This is a genomic window from Streptomyces sp. NPDC003943, from assembly GCF_053605265.1.
Window position 1 is genome coordinate 26,058 of record NZ_JBSGIW010000055.1, and the last position, 26,966, is coordinate 53,023.

The 26,966-nt window shown below is 72.6% G+C and carries 20 protein-coding genes and 2 pseudogenes; 10 read left to right on the top strand and 12 right to left on the bottom strand.

What is annotated here, in order from left to right; all coding sequences use genetic code 11:
• Positions 1–20 precede the first annotated feature (20 nt).
• Positions 21–746 carry a TetR/AcrR family transcriptional regulator gene (locus ACWEV0_RS22240; protein WP_453151124.1) on the top strand — a complete coding sequence of 242 codons (726 nt, stop codon included), beginning with the start codon at positions 21–23 and terminating at the stop codon, positions 744–746.
• Here the strand turns inward: ACWEV0_RS22240 and ACWEV0_RS22245 are convergent.
• The gene (locus ACWEV0_RS22245) at positions 731–1,063 is read right to left on the bottom strand and encodes a 5-carboxymethyl-2-hydroxymuconate Delta-isomerase (RefSeq protein ID WP_453151125.1); all 333 of its coding nucleotides are present in this window, start codon (positions 1,061–1,063) and stop codon (positions 731–733) included. The genes ACWEV0_RS22240 and ACWEV0_RS22245 overlap by 16 nt on opposite strands.
• Before the next feature lie 59 nt (positions 1,064–1,122).
• Between ACWEV0_RS22245 and ACWEV0_RS22250 the strand changes: the two genes are divergently transcribed.
• The gene (locus tag ACWEV0_RS22250) at positions 1,123–1,644 is read left to right on the top strand and encodes an N-acetyltransferase family protein (protein ID WP_453151126.1); all 522 of its coding nucleotides are present in this window, start codon (positions 1,123–1,125) and stop codon (positions 1,642–1,644) included.
• A 34-nt stretch (positions 1,645–1,678) separates the two neighbouring features.
• Here the strand turns inward: ACWEV0_RS22250 and pulA are convergent, their stop codons facing one another.
• The 6 genes and pseudogenes from pulA to ACWEV0_RS22280 all read right to left on the bottom strand — a co-directional run.
• Positions 1,679–6,988, bottom strand: coding sequence for a pullulanase-type alpha-1,6-glucosidase (pulA, locus tag ACWEV0_RS22255; protein ID WP_453151127.1), 5,310 nt, complete (start codon positions 6,986–6,988; stop codon positions 1,679–1,681).
• Between the two features lie 74 nt (positions 6,989–7,062).
• On the bottom strand, positions 7,063–8,766 hold the full coding sequence (locus ACWEV0_RS22260) for a carbohydrate-binding module family 20 domain-containing protein (RefSeq protein WP_453151128.1): 1,704 nt from the start codon (positions 8,764–8,766) through the stop codon (positions 7,063–7,065).
• A 160-nt stretch (positions 8,767–8,926) separates the two neighbouring features.
• On the bottom strand, positions 8,927–10,006 hold the full coding sequence (locus ACWEV0_RS22265) for a LacI family DNA-binding transcriptional regulator (protein WP_453151130.1): 1,080 nt from the start codon (positions 10,004–10,006) through the stop codon (positions 8,927–8,929).
• A complete protein-coding gene (locus tag ACWEV0_RS22270) occupies positions 9,994–11,670 on the bottom strand; it encodes a glycoside hydrolase family 13 protein (protein ID WP_453151132.1) in 1,677 nt (558 codons plus the stop codon). Before ACWEV0_RS22270 ends, ACWEV0_RS22265 begins: the two co-directional genes overlap by 13 nt.
• 81 nt (positions 11,671–11,751) lie before the next feature.
• Positions 11,752–12,630, bottom strand: a complete 879-nt coding sequence (locus tag ACWEV0_RS22275; protein ID WP_453151134.1) for a sugar ABC transporter permease — start codon at positions 12,628–12,630, stop codon at positions 11,752–11,754.
• A pseudogene (locus ACWEV0_RS22280) lies at positions 12,627–13,577 on the bottom strand (carbohydrate ABC transporter permease); the annotation flags it as partial. The pseudogene ACWEV0_RS22280 and the gene ACWEV0_RS22275, both read right to left, overlap by 4 nt.
• Positions 13,578–13,956: 379 nt before the next feature.
• Between ACWEV0_RS22280 and ACWEV0_RS22285 the strand changes: the two are divergent.
• Complete coding sequence (locus ACWEV0_RS22285; protein ID WP_453151136.1) at positions 13,957–14,679, top strand: carbon-nitrogen hydrolase family protein; 723 nt, start codon at positions 13,957–13,959, stop codon at positions 14,677–14,679.
• A gap of 95 nt (positions 14,680–14,774) precedes the next feature.
• On the opposite strand, the gene ACWEV0_RS22290 is transcribed toward ACWEV0_RS22285, so the two are convergent.
• Positions 14,775–16,967: a M4 family metallopeptidase gene (locus ACWEV0_RS22290; RefSeq protein ID WP_453151137.1), complete on the bottom strand. Its 2,193-nt coding sequence runs from the start codon at positions 16,965–16,967 to the stop codon at positions 14,775–14,777.
• Between the two features lie 144 nt (positions 16,968–17,111).
• Between ACWEV0_RS22290 and ACWEV0_RS22295 the strand changes: the two genes are divergently transcribed.
• The 3 genes from ACWEV0_RS22295 to ACWEV0_RS22305 all read left to right on the top strand — a co-directional run bounded on the left by ACWEV0_RS22295 (position 17,112) and on the right by ACWEV0_RS22305 (position 20,657).
• Complete coding sequence (locus ACWEV0_RS22295) at positions 17,112–18,077, top strand: LysR family transcriptional regulator (protein ID WP_453151138.1); 966 nt, start codon at positions 17,112–17,114, stop codon at positions 18,075–18,077.
• A 42-nt stretch (positions 18,078–18,119) separates the two neighbouring features.
• Positions 18,120–19,340, top strand: coding sequence for a PP2C family protein-serine/threonine phosphatase (locus ACWEV0_RS22300; protein WP_453151139.1), 1,221 nt, complete (start codon positions 18,120–18,122; stop codon positions 19,338–19,340).
• A gap of 75 nt (positions 19,341–19,415) precedes the next feature.
• Positions 19,416–20,657 carry a serine hydrolase domain-containing protein gene (locus tag ACWEV0_RS22305; protein WP_453151141.1) on the top strand — a complete coding sequence of 414 codons (1,242 nt, stop codon included), beginning with the start codon at positions 19,416–19,418 and terminating at the stop codon, positions 20,655–20,657.
• A gap of 39 nt (positions 20,658–20,696) precedes the next feature.
• Here the strand turns inward: ACWEV0_RS22305 and ACWEV0_RS22310 are convergent, their stop codons facing one another.
• The 3 genes from ACWEV0_RS22310 to ACWEV0_RS22320 all read right to left on the bottom strand — a co-directional run bounded on the left by ACWEV0_RS22310 (position 20,697) and on the right by ACWEV0_RS22320 (position 23,160).
• A complete protein-coding gene (locus ACWEV0_RS22310) occupies positions 20,697–21,497 on the bottom strand; it encodes an EI24 domain-containing protein (RefSeq protein ID WP_453151142.1) in 801 nt (266 codons plus the stop codon).
• Between the two features lie 128 nt (positions 21,498–21,625).
• Positions 21,626–22,048, bottom strand: a complete 423-nt coding sequence (locus ACWEV0_RS22315) for an organic hydroperoxide resistance protein (RefSeq protein WP_453151143.1) — start codon at positions 22,046–22,048, stop codon at positions 21,626–21,628.
• A 92-nt stretch (positions 22,049–22,140) separates the two neighbouring features.
• On the bottom strand, positions 22,141–23,160 hold the full coding sequence (locus ACWEV0_RS22320) for an NADP-dependent oxidoreductase (protein WP_453151144.1): 1,020 nt from the start codon (positions 23,158–23,160) through the stop codon (positions 22,141–22,143).
• Positions 23,161–23,249: 89 nt separating this feature from the next.
• Here ACWEV0_RS22320 and ACWEV0_RS22325 point away from each other — a divergent pair, with 89 nt between their 5' ends.
• Positions 23,250–23,696, top strand: coding sequence for a MarR family winged helix-turn-helix transcriptional regulator (locus tag ACWEV0_RS22325; protein WP_453151145.1), 447 nt, complete (start codon positions 23,250–23,252; stop codon positions 23,694–23,696).
• 28 nt (positions 23,697–23,724) lie between these two features.
• Here the strand turns inward: ACWEV0_RS22325 and ACWEV0_RS22330 are convergent, their stop codons facing one another.
• The gene (locus ACWEV0_RS22330) at positions 23,725–24,552 is read right to left on the bottom strand and encodes an SCO2400 family protein (protein WP_453151147.1); all 828 of its coding nucleotides are present in this window, start codon (positions 24,550–24,552) and stop codon (positions 23,725–23,727) included.
• A gap of 122 nt (positions 24,553–24,674) precedes the next feature.
• Between ACWEV0_RS22330 and ACWEV0_RS22335 the strand changes: the two genes are divergently transcribed.
• The 3 genes and pseudogenes from ACWEV0_RS22335 to ACWEV0_RS22345 all read left to right on the top strand — a co-directional run.
• Positions 24,675–25,250: a hypothetical protein gene (locus tag ACWEV0_RS22335; RefSeq protein ID WP_453151148.1), complete on the top strand. Its 576-nt coding sequence runs from the start codon at positions 24,675–24,677 to the stop codon at positions 25,248–25,250.
• A gap of 330 nt (positions 25,251–25,580) precedes the next feature.
• Positions 25,581–26,714, top strand: a complete 1,134-nt coding sequence (mreB, locus tag ACWEV0_RS22340; RefSeq protein ID WP_453151149.1) for a rod shape-determining protein MreB — start codon at positions 25,581–25,583, stop codon at positions 26,712–26,714.
• Positions 26,715–26,757: 43 nt separating this feature from the next.
• Positions 26,758–26,966: pseudogene (locus ACWEV0_RS22345) on the top strand (histidine kinase); the annotation flags it as partial.

Consider the following 26,966-nt stretch of genomic DNA (forward strand, 5'->3'; position numbering starts at 1 on the left):
ACTCCCGTTAGGCTGTTCGCATGACGACCGGAGTGCGCCGCAGGATGGGCGTCGAGGAGCGCAAGCAGCAACTGATCGGGGTGGCCCTGGAGCTGTTCAGCCACCGCTCCCCCGACGAGGTCTCCATCGACGAGATCGCCGCGGCCGCGGGCATCTCGCGGCCGCTGGTCTACCACTACTTCCCCGGCAAGCAGTCGCTGTACGAGGCGGCGCTGCGGCGCGCGGCCGACGAGCTGGCGGCCCGCTTCGTCGAACCGCCGCAGGGCCCGCTCGGCGCGCGTCTGCTGCGCGTGATGGGCCGGTTCTTCGACTTCGTCGACGACCACGGGCCGGGCTTCGCGGCGCTGATGCGGGGCGGCCCCGCGGTGGGCTCCTCGACGACGAACGCGATGATCGACGAGGTGCGGCAGGCCGCGTACGAGCAGATACTGGCCCACCTGGAGGTCGACAAGCCCTCCGCGCGGCTCGAACTGGTCGTCCGTTCCTGGGTGTCGCTCGCCGAGTCGACGGCGCTGCTCTGGCTGGACGGGCGCCGCGTGCCGCGCGACGAGCTGGAGCTCCAGCTCGTGCACGACTTCGCGGCGCTCGCCGCCGTCAGTGCCGCGTACGACCCGGACATGGCGGAGATCCTGCTCCGGATCCTCGCCGACGAGCCGGCCGACGGGCCGTTCGGCGACCTGGTGGCGCGGCTCGTCGCGCTCGTGCCCGGGATCCCCGGTCAGGTCCCGGGTCAGCGCTTGGCGTAGGACGGGTCGAGGTCGCGGACCTCGGCGGAGAGGGTGACGCCGTCGGTCTCCTTCAGGAAGCCGGGCAGCAGGTCGAGGACGGCGGCCGACAGGCGGGCCTTGGCCTCGGGCGTACGGCCCGGCAGCAGGGCGATGTCGACGTGGACGAGGGCCGGGGCGCCGGTGCCGTCGCCGGTCACGGTCTCCTCGACCTCCCGGAAGCTGGTCACGCAGGCGGCGAGCCGCGCGTCGACCGTCTCCACGACGATCGGGTGCAGCGCGAGGGCGAAGCCGCGCCGGTCGAGGGGCGCGGAGTAGTCGACGGTGATGTGGGGCATGGCACTCGCTCGTTCCTGCTGGTACAGACTGGTCGGAAGACACCTTTACGGTGATCGTCATGACGGCACAAGTGACCTTCCGGCAGGCGGACACCCGCGATCTCGACACACTGGTGCGGCTGCACGACGGCGCCGCCCACTGGATGGTGGCGAACGGCATCGACCAGTGGCGGCCCGGGGCGCGCGGGCACGACCACTTCCGGGCGCGGATCGCCGAGGGCGAGGTGTGGCTGGCCCTCCACGAGGAGCGCGCGGTCGGCGCGTACGAGCTGTGGTGGGCGGACGAGGCGGTCTGGGGGACGCAGCCGCCGGTGGCCGGCTATGTGCACCGGCTGATGATCGACCGGGCGGCGGCGCCCGCCGGGACCGGGCGGGTGCTGCTCGCGCACGCCGAGGAGCGGATAGCGGCGGCGGGCCTGGGGCTCGCGCGCCTCGACTGCGAGGCGCGCGATCCGCGGCTGCGGTCGTACTACGAGGGCGCCGGGTACGCGGCGGTCGTCGACCGGCTCGACAAGGTGGCGGCGGACGGGCGGGAGTACTCCGTGACGCTCATGGAGAAGGCCGTGGCCCCCTCCCCGTAGGAGAGAGGGGCCACGGCCTCCTGCCGGTCGGTCCCTAGCGCGCCGTGAAGACGGCCACCGTGCGGGCCGGGACCGTGAAGGTGCCCGAACCCGCCTCGTAGGAGGCGGACTTCACCACGGCGTCGGAGCCGGCGGCCTGCACCGGGTGGAGGCGGTACGCGGTGCCCGCCAGGGCCGCGACCGTCTGCTTCCGTTCCTGCGGGGTGGCGTTGAAGACCACCACCAGGTCGCCGAGGCGCATGGTGATCACGCCCGGGGTCTCGTCACGGCCGGACAGCGGGAAGGACAGGGCGTCCTGGACCTGTCCCGCCGTGGCGAGCGAGAAGACGGGCTCGGTGCTGCGGATCCGCAGCAGGTCGCGGTACGCGGCGGAGGCGCCGTCGATCTCGGCGCACCCCGGTCGCAGGGCCGCGGCGCCCGGGGCGAGCAGCGGCTTCGCGTAGGGCCACTTGGACTTGTTGTCGGCGGCGGGCGGGAGGCCGCGGCCGAAGCCGTTGCCGTCGTGGCAGTCCCAGTGGATGGCGTTGAACCAGTCGCCGCTGTCGAACGAGTTGCGGTCGAGGGACTTCGAACGCAGCAGGTCGCTGCCGGCCTGGGCGAGCGCCGGGCCCTGCGAGAGCGTCGTCGTCGCCATGGCGAGGACCTGCATGCGGGCCCGGTCGGCGGCCGGCGTCGTGGCCGGCAGCTTGAAGGCGAGGGCGTCGTAGAGGCTCTCGTTGTCGTGGGCGTCGGCGTAGGCGAGGGCGTCGCCGGGGGCGGCCGCGTAGCCGGCCGGGGCGCCGTTGTAGTCGACCTCGGAGCCCTTGACCGTGCGCCCGGAGGTGTCGGTGAAGGAGTACGAGGCGAGGCTGCCGGACAGGCCGACCTTGATCAGGTCCTGGTAGTGGAGCAGCCGGGCCTTCTGCTGCTCCGGGCTGCCGTTGGCGGCGGACGTGTTCGGGTCGGTGTAGAGGCCGGATGCGAAGCCCTGGATGCCGGGGTCCTCGTCGAAGGGGCCGCCGCCGCGGACGGCGTCGCGGGCCCGGTCGGAGAAGGTCGCGATGCCCGTGCCGGCCATGTTCTTCTGGGTGGCCTGGACGAAGCGGGCGTCGTCGGCGACCTCGCCGAAGTTCCAGCCCTCGCCGTAGAGGATGATCGCCTTGCCGTCGACGCCGTCCTTCTCGACGGTCAGCCCGTCGAGAGCCTTGCGCACGGCGAGGATGTTGGCCTTGGGGTGGTGGCCCATGAGGTCGAAGCGGAAGCCGTCGACCTTGTACTGCCTGGCCCAGGTGACGACCGAGTCGACGACGAGCTTGCCCATCATCGCGTTCTCGGGCGCGGTGTTGGCGCAGCAGGTGGAGGTGGCGACGGAGCCGTCGGCCTGGAGGCGCTGGTAGTAGCCGGGGACGATCCGGTCGAGGACGGACTTGTCGGACTGTCCGGCGGCGACGGTGTGGTTGTAGACGACGTCCATGACCGTGCGCAGTCCGTCGCCGTTGAGGGCCTGGACCATGCGCCGGAACTCGACGGTGCGTCGGGTGCCCTCGGGGTCGGTGGCGTACGAGCCCTCCGGCACCGTGTAGTGCAGCGGGTCGTAGCCCCAGTTGTAGGCGTCCTTGGCCGCGGCGGCGGTCACGCAGGCCTGCTGCTCCTCCGAGTCGGGGGCGTAGACCTTCAGGTCGCAGGCGGGGGCGGTCTGCTCGGACTTCTTCTCCGGGACGGTGCCGAGGTCGAAGGCCGGGAGGAGGTGGACGTAGGAGGTGCCTGCGGCGGCCAGCGCCTTCAGGTGCCGGGAGCCCTTGCTGCCCTGGTCCGTGAAGGCGAGGTAGGTGCCGCGGTCCGCGGCGGGCACGGTGCTGTCCGCGATCGAGAAGTCGCGGATGTGCAGCTCCTGGATCTGTGCGTCGCGCAGCGGCACGGCGGCCGGCTTCCTCAGGCCCTGCCAGCCCTTCGGCGCGAGCCGCGGGTCGGCGAGGTCGACGACGAGGCTGCGCGCGGAGTCGGTGGTGAGGGCGGTCGAGTACGGGTCGGTGACCTTGTTCTCGACGACCCGCTGGACGCTCGGCGCCCAGACCTTCACGACGTACCGGTAGGGCTTGCCCGCCCAGGTCCGCGGCCCGGTCACCGACCAGACGCCGGAGGCGGCGTCGCGGCGCATCGGGACGCGCTTCCCGTCCAGTTCGAGGGCGACGGACTGGGCGGTCGGAGCCCACACGGAGAGGGTGGGACGGCCGGCGTGGAAGACCGGGCCGAGGGCCTTCCGGGTGGCCTGCGCCGCGTACAGGTCGTCGAGCACGCCCGCAGTCTGCACGCCGGTGGCGGCGAGCAGGGCGCCGTTCGCGGCGCGCTGGGTGGCGATGAGCTGGCCGCGCAGGGAGCTGCGTACGCGGTCGGCGTCGCGCGGGTCGACGGTGAAGGCGGGGTAGTCCTTGAGGTGCGGGAATCGGGCCTTCTGGGCGTCGGTGAGGGTGGCCGGGTTCAGCCGGAGCCAGCGGCCCTCGTCGCTCAGGGCGCCGTCGGTGACGGTGATGCCGCCGTCGGCAGCGTAGACCAGCTGCTGGCTGGTGGAGTCGGTCGCCTTCACCTTCCAGACGACGGTGTTCCGGTCGATCCACTGCGCCTCGGCCTTGCCGAGGTCGAGGTTCGGCGTGCCGCCGGTCTGCGGGAGCAGGTACTTCGGCTGCCCGGCGAGCAGCCACACCTCGTGGCCGTACGTGCCGAGGTCGAGGGACTGGTCGGTGGGCAGGTCCTTGGCGTCGCCCTTGTGCACGATGTACGAGAGCGAGCTCGCGCCCTCGGCGAGCGGCACCTCGTACACCGCGCCGTACGCGTCGAAGCGCGTCGGCGGCAGCGGCCGCGACCAGTCGGTGGGCTGGGCGGCACCGGTCCACAGGTGCAGGCCCCAGCCGTCGTAGTCGCCGTCCGGACGCTGGTAGTGGATGACGGCCTTGGTCTTGTCCTGCTGCACCGGGGCCGGGTCGGTGTCGGCCTGGCCGTCGGCGCCCTGCGTGATCCAGACCTCGCCGGTGCGGGCGAGGGTGATGCTTCGCTGCGGGCCGTCGGCGGCGCCGTCCTTCTCCACGGTGTACGGGACGCTGGACGCGCCCTCGGGCACGCGCACCCACGCGAACGCGCCGTAGGCGTCGCGGCCGGTGAAGGCCGCTTCCTGGTCCGCCGCCTTCAGCTTCCAGCCGTCGTAGTCGCCGTCCTGCCGCTTGTAGTGCACGACGGCGTACGTGCGCTCGACCGCCACCGGCTTCTCGGGGACGGCCGGTGCGCCGGACGTGGAGGCGGCGAGGGCGCTCGCGGTGCGGCCGGCGGCGTCGACGGCGACGGCCTTGTAGCGCAGGGCGGTGCCGGCGGGGGCGGTCACGGTCTGGGTGACCTTGTAGGGGGCGTGGTCGGCGGTGCCGAGGGTCTTCCAGGGGCCGTCGCCGACCTGGGCGGCGAAGACGACGCGGTCGAGGCCGCCGCCGCTGACGTCGGCGCCGATCTCGACGGTGCCGGTGGCGCCGGCGGCCGGGGCCCTGAGGCTCACGGTGGGCGCGGTGGCGGGGGCCGGGAGGGGCGCGTCGGCCTTGAGGACCAGGGAGGAGAGGGCCGGGACGGTGACGGTGACCTTTCCGTTCCCGTCGGCCACGGCGGTGCCCTCGCCCCCGTACAGGACGTGGAAGGCCGCCGAGTCGACCGGGACGGTGACGGTCTTCGGCTCGGTCGCGCTGTTGGTGGCGACGAGGTACTCGGTGCGCTGCCGGGCGTCCGTGCGCGAGAAGGCGTAGACGGATCCCGCCGCGTACCGCTCCTGCTGCACGCCGTCGCGCAGGGCGAGGTTCTCGCGGGTGAGCTTCGACAGCGCGGCGATGGCGCGGTAGACCGGGTGACCGGTGTCGTACGCGTCGGAGGCGTGCGTGCGGTCCGTGCCGAGCTGGTCGTCGTCCAGGTAGTCGGCGACCTGGGAGGCGAAGAGGGTCTGGCGGGCGTCCTTGTCGCCGCCGGCGCCGGTGAAGCCCTGTTCGTCGCCGTAGTAGACGACCGGGTTGCCGCGGGACAGGAACATCAGCTCGTTGGCGAGGCGGTCCCGCTGGACGAGTTCGGCGTCGGAGGCGCCCGGGTGGTCCTGCTTGAGGAAGGTCCCGACGCGGCCCATGTCGTGGTTGCCGAGGAAGGTGACCTGCTCGTAGGCGTTGGCCTTGTCGGTGGTGTAGCGGTAGTCCTCGGCGAAGACCTTCGCCAGGCGGTCGGCGCCGGCGCCCTGGGAGGCGAAGGCGCGGGCGGCGTCCTGGAAGGGGAAGTCGAGGGTGGCGTCGAGGCGGCCGCGGGTGACGTACGGGGCGGTGACGGCCGGGTCGGCGGAGTAGACCTCGCCGAACATGAAGAAGTCCGGCCGGCCCTGCTTCTTCGCGTAGGCGTCGAGGGCGGTGGCCCACTGCGTCCAGAAGTCGAGGTCCACGTGCTTGACCGTGTCGATCCGGAAGCCGTCCACGTCGAAGTCGTGGACCCACTTCTCGTAGATCTTCTTCATGCCCTCGACGACCTCGGGGCGCTCGGTCCACAGGTCGTCGAGCCCGACGAAGTCGCCGTACTCGGCGGACTCGCCGGCCCAGGTGGAGTCGCCGCGGTTGTGGTACATCGTCGGGTCGTTGAGCCAGGCCGGGACCTTCGCGTCGGCCTTGTCGGGCGCGACGACCGGGGTGTACGGGAAGGAGTCGGCGTCCACCTTCCCCATCCGCTGCCGGTCGTCGAAGGGGCGGCCGGTGGTGTCGAGGTACGGGTAGGCGCCCTTGGGGCGGTAGCCGTACTTCTTCTCGGCGTAGTCGACGGTGTCGGCGGTGTGGTTGGTGATGACGTCGAAGAAGACCTTCATGCCCTTGGCGTGGGCGGCGGCGATGAGCCGCTTCAGGTCCTCGTTGGTGCCGAAGTGCGGGTCGACCTGGGTGAAGTCGGTGATCCAGTAGCCGTGGTAGCCGGCGCTGGCGTCCTTGCCCTCGCCCTGCACGGGCCGGTTCTTGAAGATCGGCGCCATCCAGATGGCGGTGGTCCCCAGCCCCTTGATGTAGTCGAGCCGGTCGGTCAGCCCCTTGAGGTCGCCGCCCTGGTAGAACCCCTTGTCCGTCGGGTCGAAGCCGGTGGCGGTGCGGCTGCCGGTGAGGCCGCCGCGGTCGTTGGCCGGGTCGCCGTCGGCGAAGCGGTCGGGCAGCACGAAGTAGAACTGCTCGCGGGTGAGGTCGTGCCGGGCGGGGGTGGCGGCGAGGGCCCGGTCGGAGGGCGGCGGAGGCGGCGCGGCGGCCGCCGCCACCGGCAGGGCCGGCACGAGGGCGGCGCACAGGGCGGCGGCCGTCACGACCGCCGTTCTCTTGCGTATCACGAGGGTGCTCCCAGGAGGTACGGGAAAGAGAGGGCCGCCCCGGCGGGGCGGCCCTGGAACACGGGGAGGCGTGGCTAGTTGCGGAAGGTGTCGTTCAGGACGACCTGGCCGGAGGCGGGGACGGTCGCGGTGCGGTTGGCCCCGGACTCCCAGGTGACGTTCCCGGCCGCGTCCTTGCGGATGTACTTGTACTCGAAGGCCGTGCCGGCGGGGAGGCTCACGTCGAGCTTCCAGACGGGGTACGAGGCCGGGTCGAGCTTGAGGGCGGCGGTCGGGGACCAGTTGCCGAGCTCGGGGCGGTTGCCGGCGACGTAGATGTTCTGGCCGGTCACGGTGGTGGCGTTGACGTTGAACGAGGCGCCGGTGGCGGTGGCCGGCGGCGTCGTGCAGGTCATGGCGCCGGTGTGCAGCGCGAGCGCGGTGTTGGCGCCCAGGGTGGCCGTGAACTGGCCCGCGGAGTTCACCGTCACCGGGTTGCCGGACTGCACGTCGCAGTAGGTGCCGGCGGCCAGCGAGGTCTGGAAGGTGCGGGTCAGCGCGGCGGACTCGTGGTTGATGGCCACGTACGCCTTGCTGCCCCGCCCGAAGGCGATCGCGTTGTTGCCGTTGTCCCACCAGTTGGTGACCGCCTGGCCGCGGGCCGTGTTGCGGAAGGCGACCATGGAGGCGATCTCGCGCCAGGCGTGCTGGCACTTCCAGCCGTCGCTGTAGCAGGCGTTGACCTGGTGGTTGTTGGGCGCGCCGGCGTCCTTGTCGGTCCACTCGTAGCCGGAGTGGACGTCCGGGGAGCCGTAGGGCCAGGCGAGCATGAAGACGGCGGCGAGGGTGTAGTTCGCGCCGTCCTTGTAGTTGAGGGTGTCGCCGCCGCGTTCGGTGTCGTGGTTGTCGACGAAGACGCCGGCCTGGCCGCTGGGCATGTAGCCCCATGCCTCGCCGAAGTTGTTCAGGTAGGCGAGCTTCTCGCCCTGGAAGACGCGCTTGAGGTCGCGGGCGTAGCGGAACTCCTGGACGTCACCGTTGCCGAGGTACTCGCTCGGGGAGACGGCCTCGCCGGCCCCGTAGATGGCCTCCTGCTTCCAGTAGACGGAAGGATTCGTCAGCCGGGACTTGATGTTCGCGAGGTCGGCGGCCGGCATGTGCTTGGCGGCGTCGACGCGGAAGCCGTCGACGCCGAGCGACAGCAGGTCGTTCATGTACCCGGCTATCCGGCCGCGGACGTACTCCTCGCCGGTGTCGAGGTCAGCGAGGTTGACCAGCTCGCAGTTCTGGACGTTGGCGCGGTCCTGGTAGTTGGAGATGGCGGCGCGGCAGTCGTCCATGTCGGCGCCGGAGTAGACGCCGGGGTAGTTGTACTTGCTGTAGGAGGACCCGCCGGTGCCGGTGTAGGTGGCGTTCGGGTCCGAAGGGCCGGCCATGTGGTTGATCACGGAGTCGGCGACGACCTTCACACCCGCCGCGTGGCAGGTGTCGATCATGCTCTTGAAGGCGGCGCGGTCGCCGAGCGGGCCGGCGATCTTGTAGCTGACGGGCTGGTAGGCGGTCCACCACTGGGAGCCCTGGACGCGCTCCTGGGGCGGGGAGACCTGCACGTAGCCGTAGCCGGCCGGGCCGAGCTGGTCGGTGCACGCCTTGGCCACCGACGCGAAGTTCCACTCGAACATCACCGCGGTGACGTCCTTGGCGCCGGGCGGGGCGGCCTGGGCGGTGGGGGGTGCCGTGACGGCCACAGCGGCTCCTGCCACAAGGGCAAGTGCAGCGGCCACGGTCTTTCTTGCCATGTCTCCTCCTGTACGACGTCCCTGTCGCAAGAGATCCGCGATGAGCGGTTCGCAAGAAGTTGCCGAAAATTCAAGCAACTGTTTTCAGCCGTGACCGTAGGGGCGTACAGGTGTGCGGTCAACCCCCCGCACACCCCGACGCAAGCAATTGCGCAAAGAGTTACGCGACGGCGTGCGGCGACCGCGCCGGCGGCTGCGCCGTCGAGCCCCGCACCACCAGCTCCGGCTGGAACACGAACTCCGTGCGCTGGACCGGGTTTCCCTCGATCTCCTCGATCAGCGCGCCCACGGCCGCCGTCGCCATCGCCTGCACCGGCTGACGGACCGTCGTCAGCGGCGGGTCGGTGAACGCGATCAGCGGGGAGTCGTCGAAGCCGACGACGGACACGTCGGTGGGCACGTCGAGGCCCCGGGCGCGGGCGGCCCGCACCACGCCGAGCGCCATCAGGTCGGAGCCGCAGACGATGCCGGTGCAGCCCTCGGCGAGCAGCAGGTCGGCGGCGGCGTGGCCGCCCTCGACGCCGAACAGCGTGGGCCGCACGAAACGTTCGGCCTCCGCCCGCTCGACGCCCAGCAGGGCCCGCAGCTCGGCGGCGAAGCCCTCCGCCTTGCGGCGCGAGGGCACGTAACGCGTCGGCCCGATGGCGAGCCCGATCCGCTCGTGGCCGAGTTCGACCAGGTGCCGTACGGCCATCCGGGCCGCGGCCCGGTCGTCGGGCGAGACGAAGTTGGCGTCGATGTGCTCGTTGAAGCCGTTGATGAGGACGAACGGCACCCCGCGGTCGGCGAGCCGGGTGTAGCGGGCCGGGTCGGCGGTGGCGTCCGCGTGCAGCCCGGACAGGAAGACGATGCCGGCCACCCCGCGCTCCACGAGCTGGTCGACCAGCTCGTCCTCCGTGGCGCCGCCGGGCATCTGGGTGCAGAGCACCGGGGTGTAGCCGTGGCCGGCCAGGACCTGCTCGACGACCTGGGCGAAGGCCGGGAAGATCGGGTTGGTCAGCTCGGGCACGACCAGGCCGATCAGGCCGGCGCTGCGCCGTTTGAGCCGTACGGGGCGCTCGTAGCCGAGCACGTCGAGCGCGGCGAGCACCTTGTGCCGGGTCGCGCCGGCCACGCCCGCCTTGCCGTTGAGGACGCGGCTGACGGTGGCCTCGCTCACCCCTGACTGGGCCGCGATGTCCGCGAGCCGCGGGGCGCCCCCTCCGGCGCCCCGCGGCAGGGGGATCGTCACACCGCCCACCAGACAGTGGTGTCGGCGGGCAGCTCGACGACGGCCTCCCCGTCATGGGAGACCGGCTCGTTGGCGAGCAGGAACCGGCCGGGCAGCGGGACGGAGATGGCCCGGCCGGTGGTGTTGGCGGTGCAGACGAATCCGTCGCGCCGGAAGGCCAGGACGCCCTCGGGGGCGTCCAGCCACTCGACGGACTCGCCCGCGCCGAGCCCCGGCTGTGCGCGGCGCACGGCGAGCGCGCTGCGGTACAGCTCCAGGGTGGAGGTGGGGTCGCCGGTCTGCGCCTCGACGCTGAGCGTGCCCCAGGTGGCGGGCTGCGGCAGCCAGGAGCCGCCGGTCCCGAAGCCGTACGAGGAGCCCTCGACGGTCCACGGGATGGGCACCCGGCAGCCGTCCCGGAAGCCGTCCTGGCCGGACGCCCGCCAGAACGACGGGTCCTGGCGGACCTCGTCGGGCAGGTCCGTGACGTCGGGCAGGCCGAGCTCCTCGCCCTGGTAGACGTACGCGGAGCCGGGCAGCGCCAGCATCAGCAGCGTCGCGGCGCGGGCCCGGCGCAGGCCGAGTTCGCGGTCGCCGGGGGTGCGCAGCTGGGTGCCGAGGCCCGCCGGGTTGGCGAAGCGGGTGGCGTGCCGGGTGACGTCGTGGTTGGAGAGCACCCAGGTGGTGGGGGCGGCGACGGGGCGCATCGCGGCGAGCGAGGCGTCGATGACGCCGCGCAGCTCGGCGGCGTCCCAGTGGGTGCCCAGGTACTGGAAGTTGAACGCCTGGTGCATCTCGTCGGGGCGCACGTAGTTGGCGGTGCGGTCGACGGTGGGGGTCCAGGCCTCGGCGACGAGGACGCGCTCGCCGTCGTACTCGCCGAGGACCTTGCGCCAGGAGCGGTAGATCTCGTGGACGCCGTCCTGGTCGAAGAAGGGCATGACGTCGTTGCCGAGCAGCTTCAGCTGGTCGTGGCCGCCGATGTCGGGCAGGCCCTCGGCCTTGACCAGGCCGTGGGCGACGTCGACGCGGAAGCCGTCGACGCCCATGTCGAGCCAGAAGCGCAGGATGGAGCGGAACTCGTCGCGGACGGCCGGGTGCTCCCAGTTGAAGTCGGGCTGCTCGGGCGCGAAGAGGTGCAGGTACCAGTCGCCGGGGGTGCCGTCCGGGTTCTCCGTACGGGTCCAGGCGGGGCCGCCGAAGATGGACTCCCAGTCGTTGGGCGGGAGTTCGCCGTTCACGCCCTTGCCGGGGCGGAAGTGGTAGCGCTCGCGCAGCACCGAGCCGGGGCCCTCGCGCAGCGCGCGCTGGAACCACTCGTGCTGGTCGGAGGAGTGGTTGGGGACCAGGTCGACGATGATCCTGAGGCCCAGTTCGTGGGCCTCGCGGATGACGGCGTCGGCGTCGTGGAGGGTGCCGAACATGGGGTCGATGGCCCGGTAGTCGGCGACGTCGTAGCCGGCGTCGGCCTGCGGGGAGGCGTAGAAGGGGGAGAGCCAGACGGCGTCGACGCCGAGCTCCTTCAGGTACGGCAGCCGGCTGCGGATGCCCATGAGGTCGCCCATGCCGTCGCCGTCACCGTCGGCGAAGCTGCGCGGATAGACCTGGTAGATCACCGCGTCTCTCCACCAGCCCGACTGAGTGCCGGTGGTCGGGGCGGCGTCAGCGGCGGCGGTGGCGAGGTGCTGGGTCATGTCTTCCTTGCGTCGTAAGGACATTCGTACGGTCTCCGTACGGGGCAGGGGCCTGGGGGTTCGGGCTCAGCCCTTGACGGCTCAGCCCTTGACGGCGCCGGCGGACATGCCGGTCACCAGGTGGCGCTGGGCGAGGAGGAACACCAGGGCGGCGGGGATGGCGATGAGCACGGAGGCCGCGGTCATCGGGCCCCACTGGGCGCCGTACTGGTTGACGAACTTCTGCAGTCCGCCGGCGAGGGTGAGGTTCTCGTCGCCGACCATGAAGGCGGAGGCGTAGGCGACCTCGCTCCAGGCGGTGATGAAGGAGTAGAAGGCGGTGACCGCGATGCCCGGCTTGGCGAGCGGCAGGATCAGCCGCCAGAAGGTGCCGAAGGGCGTGAGGCCGTCGACGTAGCCCGACTCGTCGATCTCGCGCGGGATGGTGTCGAAGAAGCCCTTCATCATCCAGGCGCAGAACGGGACGGCGATGGTCAGGTACGTGACGACCAGGCCGGTCGGGCTGTTGAGCAGGCCCATCGACGCCATGATGTTGTAGATCGGCACGATGAGGACGGCGACCGGGAACATCTGGGTGACGAGCAGCGTCCACATCAGGCCGCGCTTGCCGGGGAAGCGGAAGCGGCTCACGGCGTAGCCGGTGGTGGAGGAGACGAAGACGCCGATCACGGTGGTGAGGGCGGCGACGAGCAGCGAGTTGCCGAACCAGGTGAGGAACGGGGTGTCCCGCAGCAGGCCGGTGTAGTTCTCGAGCGTCGGCTCCTTGACGAAGTCCGTGGTGGTGGCGAACTTCGCGGGCTTGAGCGAGGTCAGCAGGACCCACAGCACCGGGAAGACGGCGATCACGGAGGCCGCGATCAGCGTGAGGTGCAGGCCGACGGAGGCGAGCGGCGAACGCCGGCCGCGGCGGTACGCGGTGGTCTTGGCGGGCACGCGGGCGTGCGCGGGGGCAGTGGTCACCAGACTTCTCCCTGCTTGCGGAGGACCCGCCGGTAGACCGCGGCGAAGACCATCAGGAGGATCAGGATCAGCACGCCCCAGGTGGACGACTGGGCGTAGTCGCGCGGGCTGATCTCGAAGGAGAACTTGTACGCCTGGGTCACCAGGATCTGCGTGGCCTCACCGGGACCGCCCCGGGTGAGCAGGAAGATCACCGGGAACATGTTGAAGGTCCAGATGGTGCTCAGCAGGATCACCGTCGTGCTGACCGACCGCAGGCCGGGCAGGGTGATGTGCCGGAAGCGCTGCAGGGCGTTCGCGCCGTCCATCTCGGCGGCCTCGTACAGCTCGCCGGGTATGGACTGCAGGCCGCCGAGCAGGGCGACCATCATGAACGGGACGCCGAGCCAGACGTTGACGGCGATGACCGAGAACTTGGCCCAGGTCGGGTCGTTGAGCCACGGCACGGCGTCGATGCCGCCGCCCGCGAGCAGCGAGTTGAGGATGCCGCGGCGCTCGTCGTAGAGGAAGCGCCAGGCGAAGACGGAGACGAAGCCGGGGACCGCCCAGGGCAGGATGAGCAGCATCCGGTAGACGGAGCGGCCGGCGATCTTCCGGTTGAGGATGTTGGCGAGCGCGAGCCCGAGCGCGAAGGTCACCGAGACGCAGGAGACCGTCCACAGCAGCGTCCAGCCGAGGGTGGCGAGGAACTGGCTGCCGGTGAGCGCGTCGACGTAGTTGTCCACGCCGACGAACTTGTAGGTCGCCGGGATGTGGTTGACGCCGATGGAACGCTCGACGTTGCGTTCGTCGGCGTCGGTCAGCGACAGCCAGATGCCGCGGACCAGCGGGTATCCGATGATCACGCCGATCACCAGCACGACCGGGGCGACCATCGCCCAGGCGTACCAGTGGGTGGAGAGGGAACGCCTCGGGGCGCTCTGCCGCTTGCCAGTGCCGCGGCGGCGGGGGGCGGGGGCGGGGGGGGGGTCTGTCTGCGGCGGGGTGGGGCGGCCCCCCCCCGACGGCCGCCGGGACGGCCGTGGCGGGGGCCGTCGCGAACGGGGCCATGACGGAGGCCGCGAGCAGTGTGGCGGCGAGCAGCCGACGGCGGGGGGTACGTGGCATGGTGGGGCGCCTCTTCCAGGTTCACGGGGTCGGACGGCCACAGACCACCACCGGAACCCGCGCCGGACCGCCGCCCGTGGTCCGCGTTCCGGTGAGTCCACTCGTTCGGCGCCCCGGGCGCCCCGGATCCCGCCCTGCCGCGCCACCGCCTGCCCCCCGAAAGCTAAGACCCCCAACCCGCTATTGATCCTTACAGGAGGGCATGGGAAGCTGAAGGCCATGATCGTCGCCGCCACGCAGTTCACCCCGGTCGCCGGGGACATCGCCGCCAACGTCCGCGCCGTCGCCGGTCTCGTCCGCGCCGCCGGTGCCGACGGTGCCCGGCTCGTCGTCTTCGCCGAGCTGTCGCTCACCGGCTACGAGCCGAGCCTCGTCCGGGATCACCCCGAGCTCGTCCTCACCGAGGACGACCCGCGCCTCGAACCCGTACGGGAGGCGTGCCGGGCGGTCTCGGCGGCGGCCGTGGTCAACGGGCCGGTACGGACCGCCGGTTCGCGCCCCGGCGTCACCAGCCTGGTGATCGGCCCGGACGGCACGCTGCTCACCCGCTACGACAAGCAGCACCTGTACGGCATCGAGGCGGAGGTCTTCGAGCCGGGCACGGCCGACGGGCGCTTCGAGCTCGACGGCCTCCGGTTCGCGACCGCCACCTGCTACGACAACCGCTTCCCGGAACTCGCCGAGCGCGCCGCCGCCGACAACTGCGCGGCCTATCTGGCGAGTTCGGTGCTGGACGCCGACAACGACTCCTTCGAGGCGGTGTATCCGGCGCGGGCCCGGGACTTCGGTCTGCACGTCGTCCTGGCCAACGTCCTCGGGCCCAATGAGGACGGGGTGGCCTGCGGTCTGGCCGGCGCCTGGGGCCCGGACGGCGAGCGCCTCGCGGACGCCGGACCGGACAAGGCGGGTCACGTGCTCGTGGACGTGCCGGACGGCCGGTGATCGTCTCACCGGCCGTCCGGCTCTGACGGCGAGGTCACGGAACCCCCGGCCCGTGACCCGCCGCCGCCCCCGTCAGGGGCTCTCCGGTCCTCCCCCTACGGGGCGCTCAGGCCCAGCGTGTACGCGCCGGAGCCGCTGTAGGCGTGGACCACATAGCGGTAGTAGCCCGCGGTGCCGTTGTACGTGATGTCCTCGTCGGCGCTCGCCGTGCCGCCGACCGCCACGTCCGCCCAGCCCGACCCGTTCCACTTCTGCAGGTACAGGTCGAAGTCGGCGCCGGCCGGGCCGCGCAGGCAGCCCACGTGGGCGCCGGAGGTCGCCGAGTAGTAGTACGAGCCGTCCGGCTGGGCCTGGGCCTGGCCGTCGGCGAGCGTGCCCTGGTACGTGTACTCGGTGTTGTCGCAGCCGGTGGGCGGCGTGGTCGTGCCGCCGACCGTCAGCTGGTAGGTCACGGAGTGCGTGGCGGAGCCCGTACCGGTGACGGTGATCGGGTAGGTGCCGTTCGCCGCGCCGGAGGCGACCTGGACCGTCATGGTCGAGGAGCCGCCGGAGGTCACCGAGGACGGGCTGAAGGAGACGGTGACGCCGCTCGGGGCGCCGCTCGCGGTCAGCTGCACGGTCTGCGCGCTGCCGCCGGTGGTGGCCGTGCTGACCGTGGAGGTGGCCGAGCCGCCGGCCTGGACCGAGCCGGAGGCCGGGTTCAGGGCGAGCGAGAAGTCCGGCGTGGTGGTGCCGCCGCAGTCGGTCTCACCGGACTGGGCCGGGACGCCGACGGCGTTCCAGGCGGCCTTCACCGCGTTGCACTCGGCGCTGCCGTAGGTGTTCTTCGCGCTGGCCAGGGTCGCCTTACGGGCGGCGAGGTGGTTCCAGGAGGAGGTCTTCATGAGCAGCGCGCCCATGAAGATCTTGCCGGCCTTCTGCACGCCGATGCCGGTGACCGAGGACGGGCCGCCGGAACATATCGGGCTGGCGGGCTTGCCGCCGCCCGGGTTGGAGCCCTCGGCGAGCAGGTAGAACCAGTGGTTCTGCGGACCGGCCGCCGCGTGCACCTCGGTGCCGGAGGTCAGCTGCGGGTAGCAGTTGGGGTCGCCGGCGAGCGAGGGGTTGTACATGTAGCGGATCGGCTTGCCGTCGCCGAAGAAGTTCACCTTCTCGCCGACGGTGTAGTCCGGGGTGTCGTTCGCGTTGTTGGCGAAGGCCTCGGTGAGCGCGCCGAAGATGTCGCCGGTCGACTCGTTCATCCCGCCGTTCTCGTTGGACGAGCCGGAGCTGCCGGGTGTCTTGTCGAAGATCTCGTGGCCGTACTCGTGGGCGACGACGTCGATGGCGGTGAGCTGGTTCGCGTTCTGCTGGTTGTGGCCGAACGTGGTCTTGGTGCCGTCGTAGTAGGCGTTGACGTCGCCCAGGCCCGCCTGGGCCGGGACCATCCCGCCCTGCCCGTTCTGGCCGTTGTAGCCGAACCACTGCTTGAGCATGTCGTACTCGCGCTGGGCCGCGTACATGATGTCGACGCAGGCCGTCACCAGGTCGTTGGCGCCGCCGTTGCCCCACGGCGAGGAGCCGGTGTACGTGCCGCCGTTCTGTCCGCCGCAGCGCAGGCCGGAGCGGTTCGGGTCGGTCATCGAGGTGGCGGCGGTGTCGATGGTGACGTTGCCGTTGTGGTACCCGCGGCCGTCGGCGTCCACGACCTTGTCGTGGACGCGGGCGACGGCGCCGGTACGGGCGTCGACGTAGGTGTCGAGCGAGCTCGGCAGGCCCGCGGCGGTGCGGCCCACGACCAGCGTGTGCCAGGCGAGGACCGGCTTGTTCCCCTTGAGCAGCACGGCCAGTTCGGGCGTGCTCGCGCTCTCGACGCGGGCCAGGCGTGCCTTGGCGGTGGCGAGGGCGGCGGACGGGGTCACCGTGGCCCTGGTGGACAGCTCGAAGGCCGCCGGGGTGGGTGCGGCGGCGATGTCGCGGACCTTGCCGGCGCTGTCGGAGACGACGACGGCGTCGCCGCCGGCCACCGGCAGGCCCTTGTAGGTGCGCTGGTAGGCGGCGTAGTAGAGGCCGCCGGCCCACGGGGTGACGGCGGTGCGGACGAGTTCCTCGTCGGCACCGTGGCGCAGCCCGTCGAGTCCGCTGTCCGCGGCCTTGTCGGCGGCGGCGAGCGCGAGGGACCTGCCGTGCCCGGGCGGTACGGGCTGCGCCTGCGGGGCCGCGGCGGTGGCGGTGGCCGCGAAGGTGCCCGCGAGGCTCGCCGTCAGGGCGAGCGCGGCCAGGGCCGCCGGGAGTCTGGTGGGGTGCACGTCTGCTCCGTTCGGGTGGGGGGAGACGGTGGGACGCGCCGAGTATGGGTGTGGACATGGCAAGCCGGGGACCTCTCAGCCGCCATAAGACCGGAGTTATGCCGAACCCTGTCCTCCGTCCTCGCCCCTGTCTAACCTGGCGAAATGCAGCTGGAGTTGAGGCATCTTGAGGCCGTCTGCCGGATAGCGGAGGCGGGCAGTCTGGGGCGTGCGGCGGCCCGGCTCGGGGTGTCCCAGCCGGCCCTGTCCGCTCAGTTGCGGCGGATCGAACGGGCCGCGGGCGGCGAGCTGTTCACCCGCGGGCGGCACGGCGTCGAGCCGACGCCGCTGGGCGAGTTCGTGCTCTCCAAGGCGCGCCGGGTGCTCGGTGAGATGGACGCCCTCGCGGCCGGCGCCCGGGCCGCCGCCCCGCACCCGACGCTGCGGCTCGGCTGCATCCTGCTGGTCCTCGTGGACCGGCTGATCGAACGCCTGGACGAGGAGCTCTCCGGGCAGGAGATCGCCGTCAGCATCGACGTCGAGCACTCGGTGACCACGCTCAGCCGGATGCTCGGCGCGGGACAGTACGACGCGATCGTGTACGGCGAGGTCGACGACCACGAGGTGCCCCTGCCCGAGGGCGTCGCGGCCCGCACCCTCGTCCCGAAGGAACCGTTCTGCGTGCGCATGTCGGCGGCGCACCCGCTGGCCGGCCGGGACCGGATCGACCTCGCCGACTTGGCCGGCGAGACCTGGATGACCATGGTCGAGGACGACGACGGCGGCCCGGAGGCGCTGGTCGAGGCCTGCCGGAAGGCCGGCTTCACACCCTCGCTGCGCTACCGGATCGCCGACCGCAAGATGCACTACGACCTGATCGCGGCCGGCCGCGCGATCTCCGTCTCCCAGCCGACCGCCCCGCCCGCCGAGGGCACCGTGCTCCGCCCGCTGGCCGGCGACCCGATCACCGGCCGGGTCCGCCTCGCCTGGAACCGCGCCGCCGTCTCCGAGCGCCGGGCCCGTCTCCTCTACCGGGCGGCCGGGCTCGCGTACCTGGACAACGTGGCGCACAACGACTTCCACCGCATCTGGTGGGAGGCGCGTCCGGAGCTGCACCCGGTCCTCGACTGAGCGACGCTGGTGTCAGGGCGCGGCTGGCAGAGGTGAGCGACGGTGACCGACTACGCGAAGGTGTTCCGGGCGCTGCCCGGCATGGTCGCGCTGCTCACCCCGGACCTGGTGTACGTGGACGCCAACGACGACTTCCTGCGCCTGTCGGGCCGCACCCGGGAGCAGCTGGTCGGCCACTACCTCTTCGACGTGTTCCCCGACAACCCGCGGGACCCGGCCGCGACCGGGGTGCGGAACCTGGCGGCGTCGCTCCGGCGGGTCCTGGAGACCGGCGAGCGGGACTCCATGGCGCCGCAGCGCTACGACGTCGAGTCGCCCGAGCGGCCCGGGGAGTGGGACGTGCGGTACTGGAGCCCGGTCAACGCGCCGGTGCTCGGTCCCGACGGGCGGGTCGAGCTGCTCGTCCACCGGGTGGAGGAGATCACCGAGCTGATCCGGTCCCGTGGCGGGGGCGCCGGCGACAGCCGCGCCCGGGTCCTGGAGGCGGAGGTGTACGCGCGGGCGCGCGAGCTCCAGGAGGTCAACGAGCGGCTGCGCGCCGCGCACGCCCGGGAGCGCGAGGTGGCGCTCACCCTCCAGGAGGCGATGCTGCCGGCGCCGGCGCCGATCGGGCCGCACCGGGCCGCGGTCCGCTACCGGCCGGCGGCGGGCTCGCTCAACGTGTGCGGCGACTGGTACGACCTGGTCGCGCTCGGCGACGGCGACCTGATCGGGGTGGCCGTCGGCGACGTCGTGGGGCACGGCCTGGCCGCCGCCGGCGTGATGGGTCAGCTGCGCAGCGCGCTCAGCGCCGCCTCGCGCGTGACGAAGGGGCCCGCGCAGGCCCTGGACGTGCTCGATCTGTACGCCCGGTCGGTGGAGGGCGCCGAGAACTCCACCGCCGTCGAGACCTGGATCGACTACGGGCGGTGCGTCGTCACGTACAGCAGCGCAGGGCACCTGCCGCCGGCCCTGCGGCACCCGGACGGCGGCGTGGAGTTCCTCGACCGGGCGACGGATCCGCCGCTCGGAGCGCAGCCGGCGCACGTCCACAGGCCGCAGGCCGAGGCCCCGTTCGCGGCGGGCGCCGCCCTGGTGCTCTACACGGACGGCCTGGTCGAGCGGCGCGACGAGGACATCGACGCCGGGCTCGCCCGGCTCGCCGAGGCCCTGCGGCGGCACCGTGAAGCGGACCCAGAGGCGCTGGCGGACGCGCTGCTGCTCGACATGCTGCCGGTGGGCGGCGCGACGGACGACACGGCGCTGATCGTGGTCGGACTGTGAGGCGTCCGGGCGGGTCCCGCGCCCCGCGCGGAGTGTTCGACGGGATCGGGCGGGCCGTGCGGACATAGTGCGGGCATGGCACCCACCCCCCGCATCCGCGCTGCCCTCCTCGCGGCCGCCCTGCTCGCCGCCGCGCTCCCGGCCACGGCCACGGCCGCCGTCGCCCGTACGCGTCCCGGGCCGCCCGGTGACCACGGCCACGGCAGCCACGGCGGCCACGACTGCGTCCGCACCCGGCACCCGGACGACAAGGGCCGCCTGGTCCTCGACATCGCGCGCAAGGCACAGAAGGACCTCAGGCTGAAGGCCGTGCTGCTACGGGTCACCGAGGACGGGCGGGAGGTCGTCACCGACGCGCTCGGCGAGTCGATGACCGGTGTCCCGGCCGAGCCGGACATGCACTTCCGGGCCGGTTCGGTGGCCTTCGCGCACATCGGCACGACCCTCCTCCGGCTGGTCGAGCAGGGCCGGGTCGACCTCGACGCCACGGTGGAGCCCTGGCTGCCGGAGGTGCCGCGGGCGAACGAGATCACGATCCGCATGCTGGCCGACAACACCAGCGGCCTGCACGACTACGTGACCGACCCGAAGTTCGGGAAGGAGCTGACGGCGCACCCGTTCCGCCACTGGACGCCCGACGAGCTGCTCGCGTTCCCCTTCTCGCACGACTTCTGGTACGACCCGGGGACGAACTGGAGCTACTCGCACGCCAACTACCTGCTCCTGGAGCGCGCCCTGGAGCGGATCACCGGGCAGCGGATCGACGAGCTGGTGGAGGAGCAGGTCACCGGCCCGCTCGGGCTGCGCGACACGCAGAACAACTTCACCCCGGAGATCCCGCGCCCGGCGCTGCACGCCTTCACCTCGGACCGCGGTCTGTACGAGGAGTCGACCTTCTGGAACCCGTCGTGGACCACCGGCCCGGGCGCGGTGATCACCTCGGACGTCTGCGACATGACCCGCTCCGCGCAGGGCATCGGCAGCGGTGAGCTGATCTCGCGGCACTCGTACCGCACCCTGCTGAACCCGGGCACGGTCGGCCTCGGCGTGCCGACCAAGAAGTGCCCGGCCGACATCTGCCTGAAGCAGACCGAGGCGAAGCACTTCGGGCTCGGGGTCATCGTCGCGAACACCTGGCTGCTGCAGAACCCGTCGTTCTCCGGGTACGCGGCGATCCAGGCGTATCTGCCGTCGAAGCGCCTGGCCATCGCGGTCTCCGCGACCAAGACGCCGGACACCGCCGAGGGCAACATGGCCGAGGTGGTCGCGGAGCGGATCGCGGCGGCGCTGGCCCCGGAGCACCCGCTGCAGCCCTGACCGGTGAGGGACCGGGGTCAGGCGGCGGTCGGACGACCGTCAGGCGGTCAGGTGCGTCACGCCGGTCGTCTCGTCGGCGTCCTGGCCCTCGCCCTCGGCCGCCGTCTCGCCGTTCAGGTCGCGGGCCATCAGGGTGGCCCCGGCGACCGCGCCCGGCATCAGCAGGACGGCGACGAAGGGGACCAGGAAGGCGAGGGTGAGCGGGACGCCGAAGCCGAGGGCGGCCATGCGGCGGCCGCGCAGCAGTCCGAGGCGCTCCCTGAACTCGACGCCCCGGCGCTGGAGCGCGACCGCCGTCAGCTCCTCGGTGAGGAAGAAGCCGGAGACGCAGAAGCCGATGGCCGGCACGACGGTCTGGCCGACGACCGGGACGAACCCGGCCGCGAAGAGCAGGATCCCGTAGAACGCGACCCGCACCAGGACCCGCAGGCTGTCCCGGGCCGAGATCCACAGCTCGCGCCAGAGCGGCAGCCCGGACTCGGGCACCTCGCCGCCCTCGGTGCGGTCGACCGCCTCGGACAGCGACTCGTAGAAGGGCTGGCCGACGAGGAGCGTGACGGCGGTGAAGCTGATCACGGCGAGGAAGAGACCGAGCGCGTAGACGAGGAAGTCCAGCGTGCCGCGGAGCAGGCCCTGCCAGGGCGAGCCCCAGTCGTCGGCGAACGGGGTGGCCCAGGTGGTCAGGTCGTCGACGCCGTAGAAGAGGCCGACGAGCGCCGCCACGTACAGCACGAAGGTGACGAGCCCGGGCAGCAGCCCGAACCCGAACCACCGGCCGTGCCTGCCGACCCACTTCTGGCCCTGCAGCAGGTAACCGAATCCCGCCCCGAAATCACGCATGGCGATCACTCTAGGGCTTGGCCTCGCCCGGCCCGTACGAGGGAGCCGTACGAGCGGGCCGCACGTGGGAGGGCCGCACCCTGGTCGGTCAGGGTGCGGCCCTCGTCCACAGTCTGCCGGGATACGGCTCAGATCGCGAGCTCGACCGTGATGTTGCCGCGGGTCGCCTTGGAGTACGGGCAGACCTGGTGGGCCTTCTCGATCAGGCTCTTCGCGGTCTCGGCGTCCACGTTGGGAATGGCCGCCGAGATCTTCACGATGATGCCGAAGCCCTCGTCGTTCTTGCCGATGCCGACCTCGGCGGTGACCGTCGAGCCGGAGACGTCCGCGTTCTCGTTGCGGGCCACGACGCCCAGCGCGCCCTGGAAGCAGGCGCTGTAGCCGGCGGCGAAGAGCTGCTCGGGGTTGGTGCCGGCGCCGGAGCCGCCCATGGCCTTGGGCGGGTTGACGACGACGTCGAGCTGGCCGTCGTCAGTGGCGACCCGGCCGTCGCGCCCGTTCTCGGCGGTGGCGACGGCGGTGTACAGGACGTCGGACTGCTGAATCGACATGCTGTTGTCTTCCTTTTTCGTTCGCCGCGACTCGCGCCCACGATCGCGACGGCTGAGGGAAGACTAACGGGTCGCCCGGCGGGCCGGTCGAACTAGCGGGCGATCGAGACGACCATCTTGCCGGTGTTGTCACCGCGGAGCAGGCCGAGGAAGGCGTCCACGCCGTTCTCGATGCCGTCGACGACGGTCTCGCCGTACTTGAGCTCGCCGGAGCGCAGCCAGCCGCCGACCTCCTGGACGAACTGCTGCTGAAGGCCGTAGTGGTCGCCGACGAGGACGCCCTGGAGGCGGAGCCGCTTGCCGATGATCATGGCCATGTTGCGCGGGCCGGGGACCGGCTCCGTGTCGTTGTACTGCGCGATCATGCCGCAGATGGTGGCGCGGCCGTGCACGTTGAGCGTGGAGATCGCGGCTTCCAGGTGGTCGCCGCCGACGTTGTCGAAGTAGACGTCGATGCCGTCCGGGGCGGCCTCGCGGAGCTGGTCCTTGACCGGGCCGTTCTTGTAGTTGAAGGCGGCGTCGAAGCCGAGCTCCTCGACGAGCCACTTGACCTTCTCGTCGGAGCCGGCCGAGCCGATGACCCGGGACGCGCCCTTGAGCTTCGCCATCTGGCCGACCTGGCTGCCGACGGCGCCGGCCGCTCCGGACACGAAGACGGCGTCGCCCTCCTTGAAGGAGGCGACCTCGAAAAGGCCCGCGTAGGCCGTCAGGCCGGGCATGCCGAGCACGCCCAGGTACGTGGAGAGCGGGGCGAGCTCCGGGTCGACCTTGGTGGCGTGCTGCGCGGGCACGTCCGCGTACTCGCGCCAGCCGAGGCCGTGCAGGACGTGGTCGCCGACCGCGAAGCCCTCGGCGTTCGACGCGATGACCTCGCCGACCGCGCCGCCGTCCATGGGGTGGTCGAGCTTGAAGGGGGCGATGTACGACTTCACGTCGTTCATCCGGCCGCGCATGTACGGGTCGACCGAGAAGTGCAGGTTGCGCACGAGGATCCGGCCCTCGGCGGGCTCGCCGACCGGCACCTCGCGCAGGGCGAAGTCCGTGGGCACGGGCCAGCCGTGCGGACGGGAGACCAGGTGCCACTCGCGGCTGGACGCGGGAAGGACGGACATCGGCGGGACCTCCAGAAAAGCTTCAGGTACTGAAACAACCATGCTCCTGAATATTTCAGGTTGTCAAGTATCGGAGTACGATGGTGGGCATGCCCGCAACGCCCATCCCGCGCACGGACCCACTGACCCTCGAAGTCGTCGAGCTGATCGGCACGGTCGTGGCGCGGTACCACGAGGAGTACGAGGAGGCCGCCGCGGCGCACGCGCTGACCGGCGCGCAGGCGCGCGTGCTCGGCCTGCTCGCCCTGGAGCCGACGCCGATGCGGAAGATCGCCGACAAGCTCAAGTGCGAGCCGTCGAACGTCACCGGGATCATCGACCGCCTGGAGTCCCGCGGCCTGGTCGAGCGCCGCCCCGACCCCGCCGACCGCCGGGTCAAGGTCGCCGCCCCCACCGACGAGGGCCGCGCCACCGCCCGCCGGCTGCGCGAGTCGCTGCGCTTCGCGCGCGAGCCGCTGGGCGAGCTCACGGCGGCGGAGCGCACGCTCCTGCGCGACCTGCTGAAGCGGATGCTGGGCGAGGACGCCGGAAACTAGCCGACGGCTGGACAGGGCTGGACGCGGGCTAGACGCACCACCACAGGAAGGGCGTGCACGCCTTCGTCGGGGTGGGGCTCGGGCTCGGGCTGCCACTCGGGCCGTCGCCGCCCGGGGCCGGCGTGCCGGTGCGCGGGCCGGAGGCCGTGCCGCTCGCGGACGGCGAGGCCGTGCCCGAGGGCGCGCCCGACGGCGTCGCGTCGCCGGGGCCCGCGGTGCCGCTGGGGGGGGGCCCGGTCCCGCCGCCCGCGCTCGTACCCGTACCGGAGCCCGTACCCGTGCCCGTACCGGCCTCCGAGCCGTCTCCCGAGCCGGTGCCACGGCCGGAGCCGCGGGTCGCGTGGCCGCTGTTCACCGGGCGCGGCGAGCCGGAGTCGACGGGGGCGGGACCGTCGGACGACCTGGTGGACTCGGCGGGGGCCGGCGGCGCCGGGTCGAGGGTCGTCCGGGAGACGTCGTCCTCCTGGACGGCGGTCGCGGCGCCGTCGTCGACCGACGGCTCCAGGGCCGCCTTGGCCAGGCTCAGCGACCCGGCCGCGAGCGCGACGCCGAGCGCGCCGAACAGCACCGCGCGCCCGCCGCGGGAGCGCCCGCGGCGGCCGCCCTTCCGGTCGGCCCGCTGGTTCCGGCGGCGCGCGGCGGCGCGCCCTCCGGTGGGGCGGGGCGGCTCGACCGGGTCCAGTTCGTAACTGAACTCCGGCGCGACGGGCGGCAGGGTGTCGGCCGGTTCCGTGAGCGCCTGGGGCGGGGAGGACGGGTGGGGGGAGAAGTACCGCAGCTCCTCGGCGGGGGTCCCGCAGCCGGCACAGGCCAGGGCGCCGTTGAGATGCCGTCGGCACTGGTGGCAGTAGTCCATGGCGCCCGCAGGCTATGCGGCCGGGCGGGCCCGGCTGAAGGCGCGGAGGTGAGGATCCTGTGAGGAAACCGCAGGTCGGCGGCGTGGCGTCGCGAATCTCCCCGTTCGGGCAGGATGGGCGCATGACCCCTGCCGCCCCCTTTGGGCCGTACGAGTTCCAACTCGTCCTGCTGCGCCGGATGGCCGACCACCAGCCGGGGCTCGTCGAGGACGCGCTGCGGGAACTGGGCGCCACGCGAGGCGAGATGCGGGAGGCGAACAAGCGCTGGCAGGCATGGGCGCACGCGGGGCGCGGTCCGGGCGAGTTCGAGCGCTACCGGCAGGCCCTCGGCGAACCGGAGAACCGCGAGGCCGCGCCCGGCTTCCCCGGCAGCGAGGCGTGGACCTGGCCGGTGCCGCTCTGGCCCGAGCTGCGCTTCACCGTCCTGGCCGGCCCGCCCCGCCGCACCGTCTGGGCCCGCTCCCTGACCCGCGCCCCCGGCGCCCCCGTACCACCGCTGCGCACCGCGGCCGATCTGATCCCCTGGCAGGTCACCGCCGACGAACTCTGGCGCGCCACCGAGAACCCCCGCCCCCGCGAGGGCGTCTCCCCCGCCCTCACCCGCCTCGACTTCACCCTCCCCGACGGCACGGAACACGGCGCCGAGTTCGCCTGGGGGCTCCTTCAGCGCCTGCTGCCGCCGCTGGGCGCGCGGTAGCGCGGCGCGACGGCGCGGGGCGGGCGCCGGCTCGACAGGGCCGTTGCCGCGCGGCAGCGGCAGCGGCGCGCAGGCTCGGCCGCCGGGGCGCGCAGCGCTGACGGGCCGCCCGCCCGAGGCACGCCACGGCGCGCCCCGCGATCGCCGGGCGGCCCCGGCCCCTCCCTCTGGCCTGACTTCCCGTCAGCACGAGCGCACCCCCCTGGCGGCTCAGTTCGGCGCGCGCCCCGGGCGGGGCGGCAGGACGATGCGAAGGAAGCAGGAAGCACAGGAACGCGCACTCCGCGCCGCCTCGCCGCTCGTGCCAGCACCGCACTTCGGAGGACCGCCGTGACCGTCAGCCTTGAGCAGCTGCGCCGCTGCCATGTCGCCGTCGACCTGGGCGCCGCCCGCACCCGGGTCTTCGTGAAGGGCGCCGGACTCGTCGTCGACGAGCCGTCCGTCGCCGCCGTGAACACCCGCACCGGCGCGCTCATCGCCGTCGGCGCGCTCGCCGAGAAGATGACCGGACGCACCCCGGACTACATCCGGGTGGTCAGACCCGTCTCCGGCGGCACCGTCGTCGACATCGAGATGGCCCAGCGGATGCTCCGTCACCTCCTCGGTGACAAGCTCCGCCGCCAGCTGCGCCGCAAGCCCCGGCTGCGCGCCGCCGCCTGCACCCCGCACGACAGCGACCCGCTCGCCCAGCGCGCCGCCGTGGAGACCCTGGTCGGCCTCGGCGCCCGCCGGGTCGAGCTGGTCGACACCCTGATCGCGGCGGCCGTGGGCTGCGGGCTCCCGGTCGAGCAGCCGACCGCGACCATGATCATGGTGTGCGGGGCCGCCACCACCCAGGTCGCGGTCCTCTCGCTCGGCGCGATCGTCACCGCCGAGCGCATCCCGGTCGGCGGCGACGCCATCGACCACGCGGTCATCCAGCACCTGCGCCACCAGCACGAACTGATGCTGCCGAGCCAGTCGGTCCGCCCGCTCCAGGTCGCCCTGCACGGCAACGGCCTGACGCTGCAGGGCCCGACGTTCACCGAGATCCACGGCCGCGACGTGGCCACCGGCCTCGCCCGCTCGGTGACCGTCGACACCGCCGCCGTGCGCCACGCCATCCAGACCCCGCTCACCGCCGTCCTCGACGGCATCGGCAAGATCCTCCGCGACTGCCCGCCCGACCTGGTGGCCGACCTCGCCGACCGCGGCATCATGATGGTCGGCGGCAGCGCCCTGCTGCCGGGCCTCGACCAGATGCTGCGCGAGGCGACCGGCATGCCCGTGCACATCGCCGAACGGCCGGACGTCTGCGCCGTGCTGGGGCTCGGCGCGATGCTGGAGGGCCGGGTCCAGTCGCTGGTCCTCGACCCGCTGGCCGAGGACCGCCCGGCCGAGGACCGCCCGAAGGAGGACCACCTGACGGGAGACCGGCTGGCGGGAGACCGGCTGGCGGGAGACCGGCTGGCGGAAGACGAGTAGCCCCACCAGGCAAGGTCAGGTCGTCTTGTACGACAATGACACCGTGTCGATCACGGGTGCGGGCGCCGGAACCGGGGACGAGCCGGAACCCCGCCTGCCCCTGCTCCTCGACGCCGTCCTCGGCGTCGGCAGCGAACTCGAACTCCACGCCACCCTGCAGCACCTCGTGGAGACCGCCACCGCGCTGACCGGCGCCCGCCACGGCGCGCTCGGGGTCGTCGACCCAGAGAGCGGCCGCGGCACCGAGCTGTT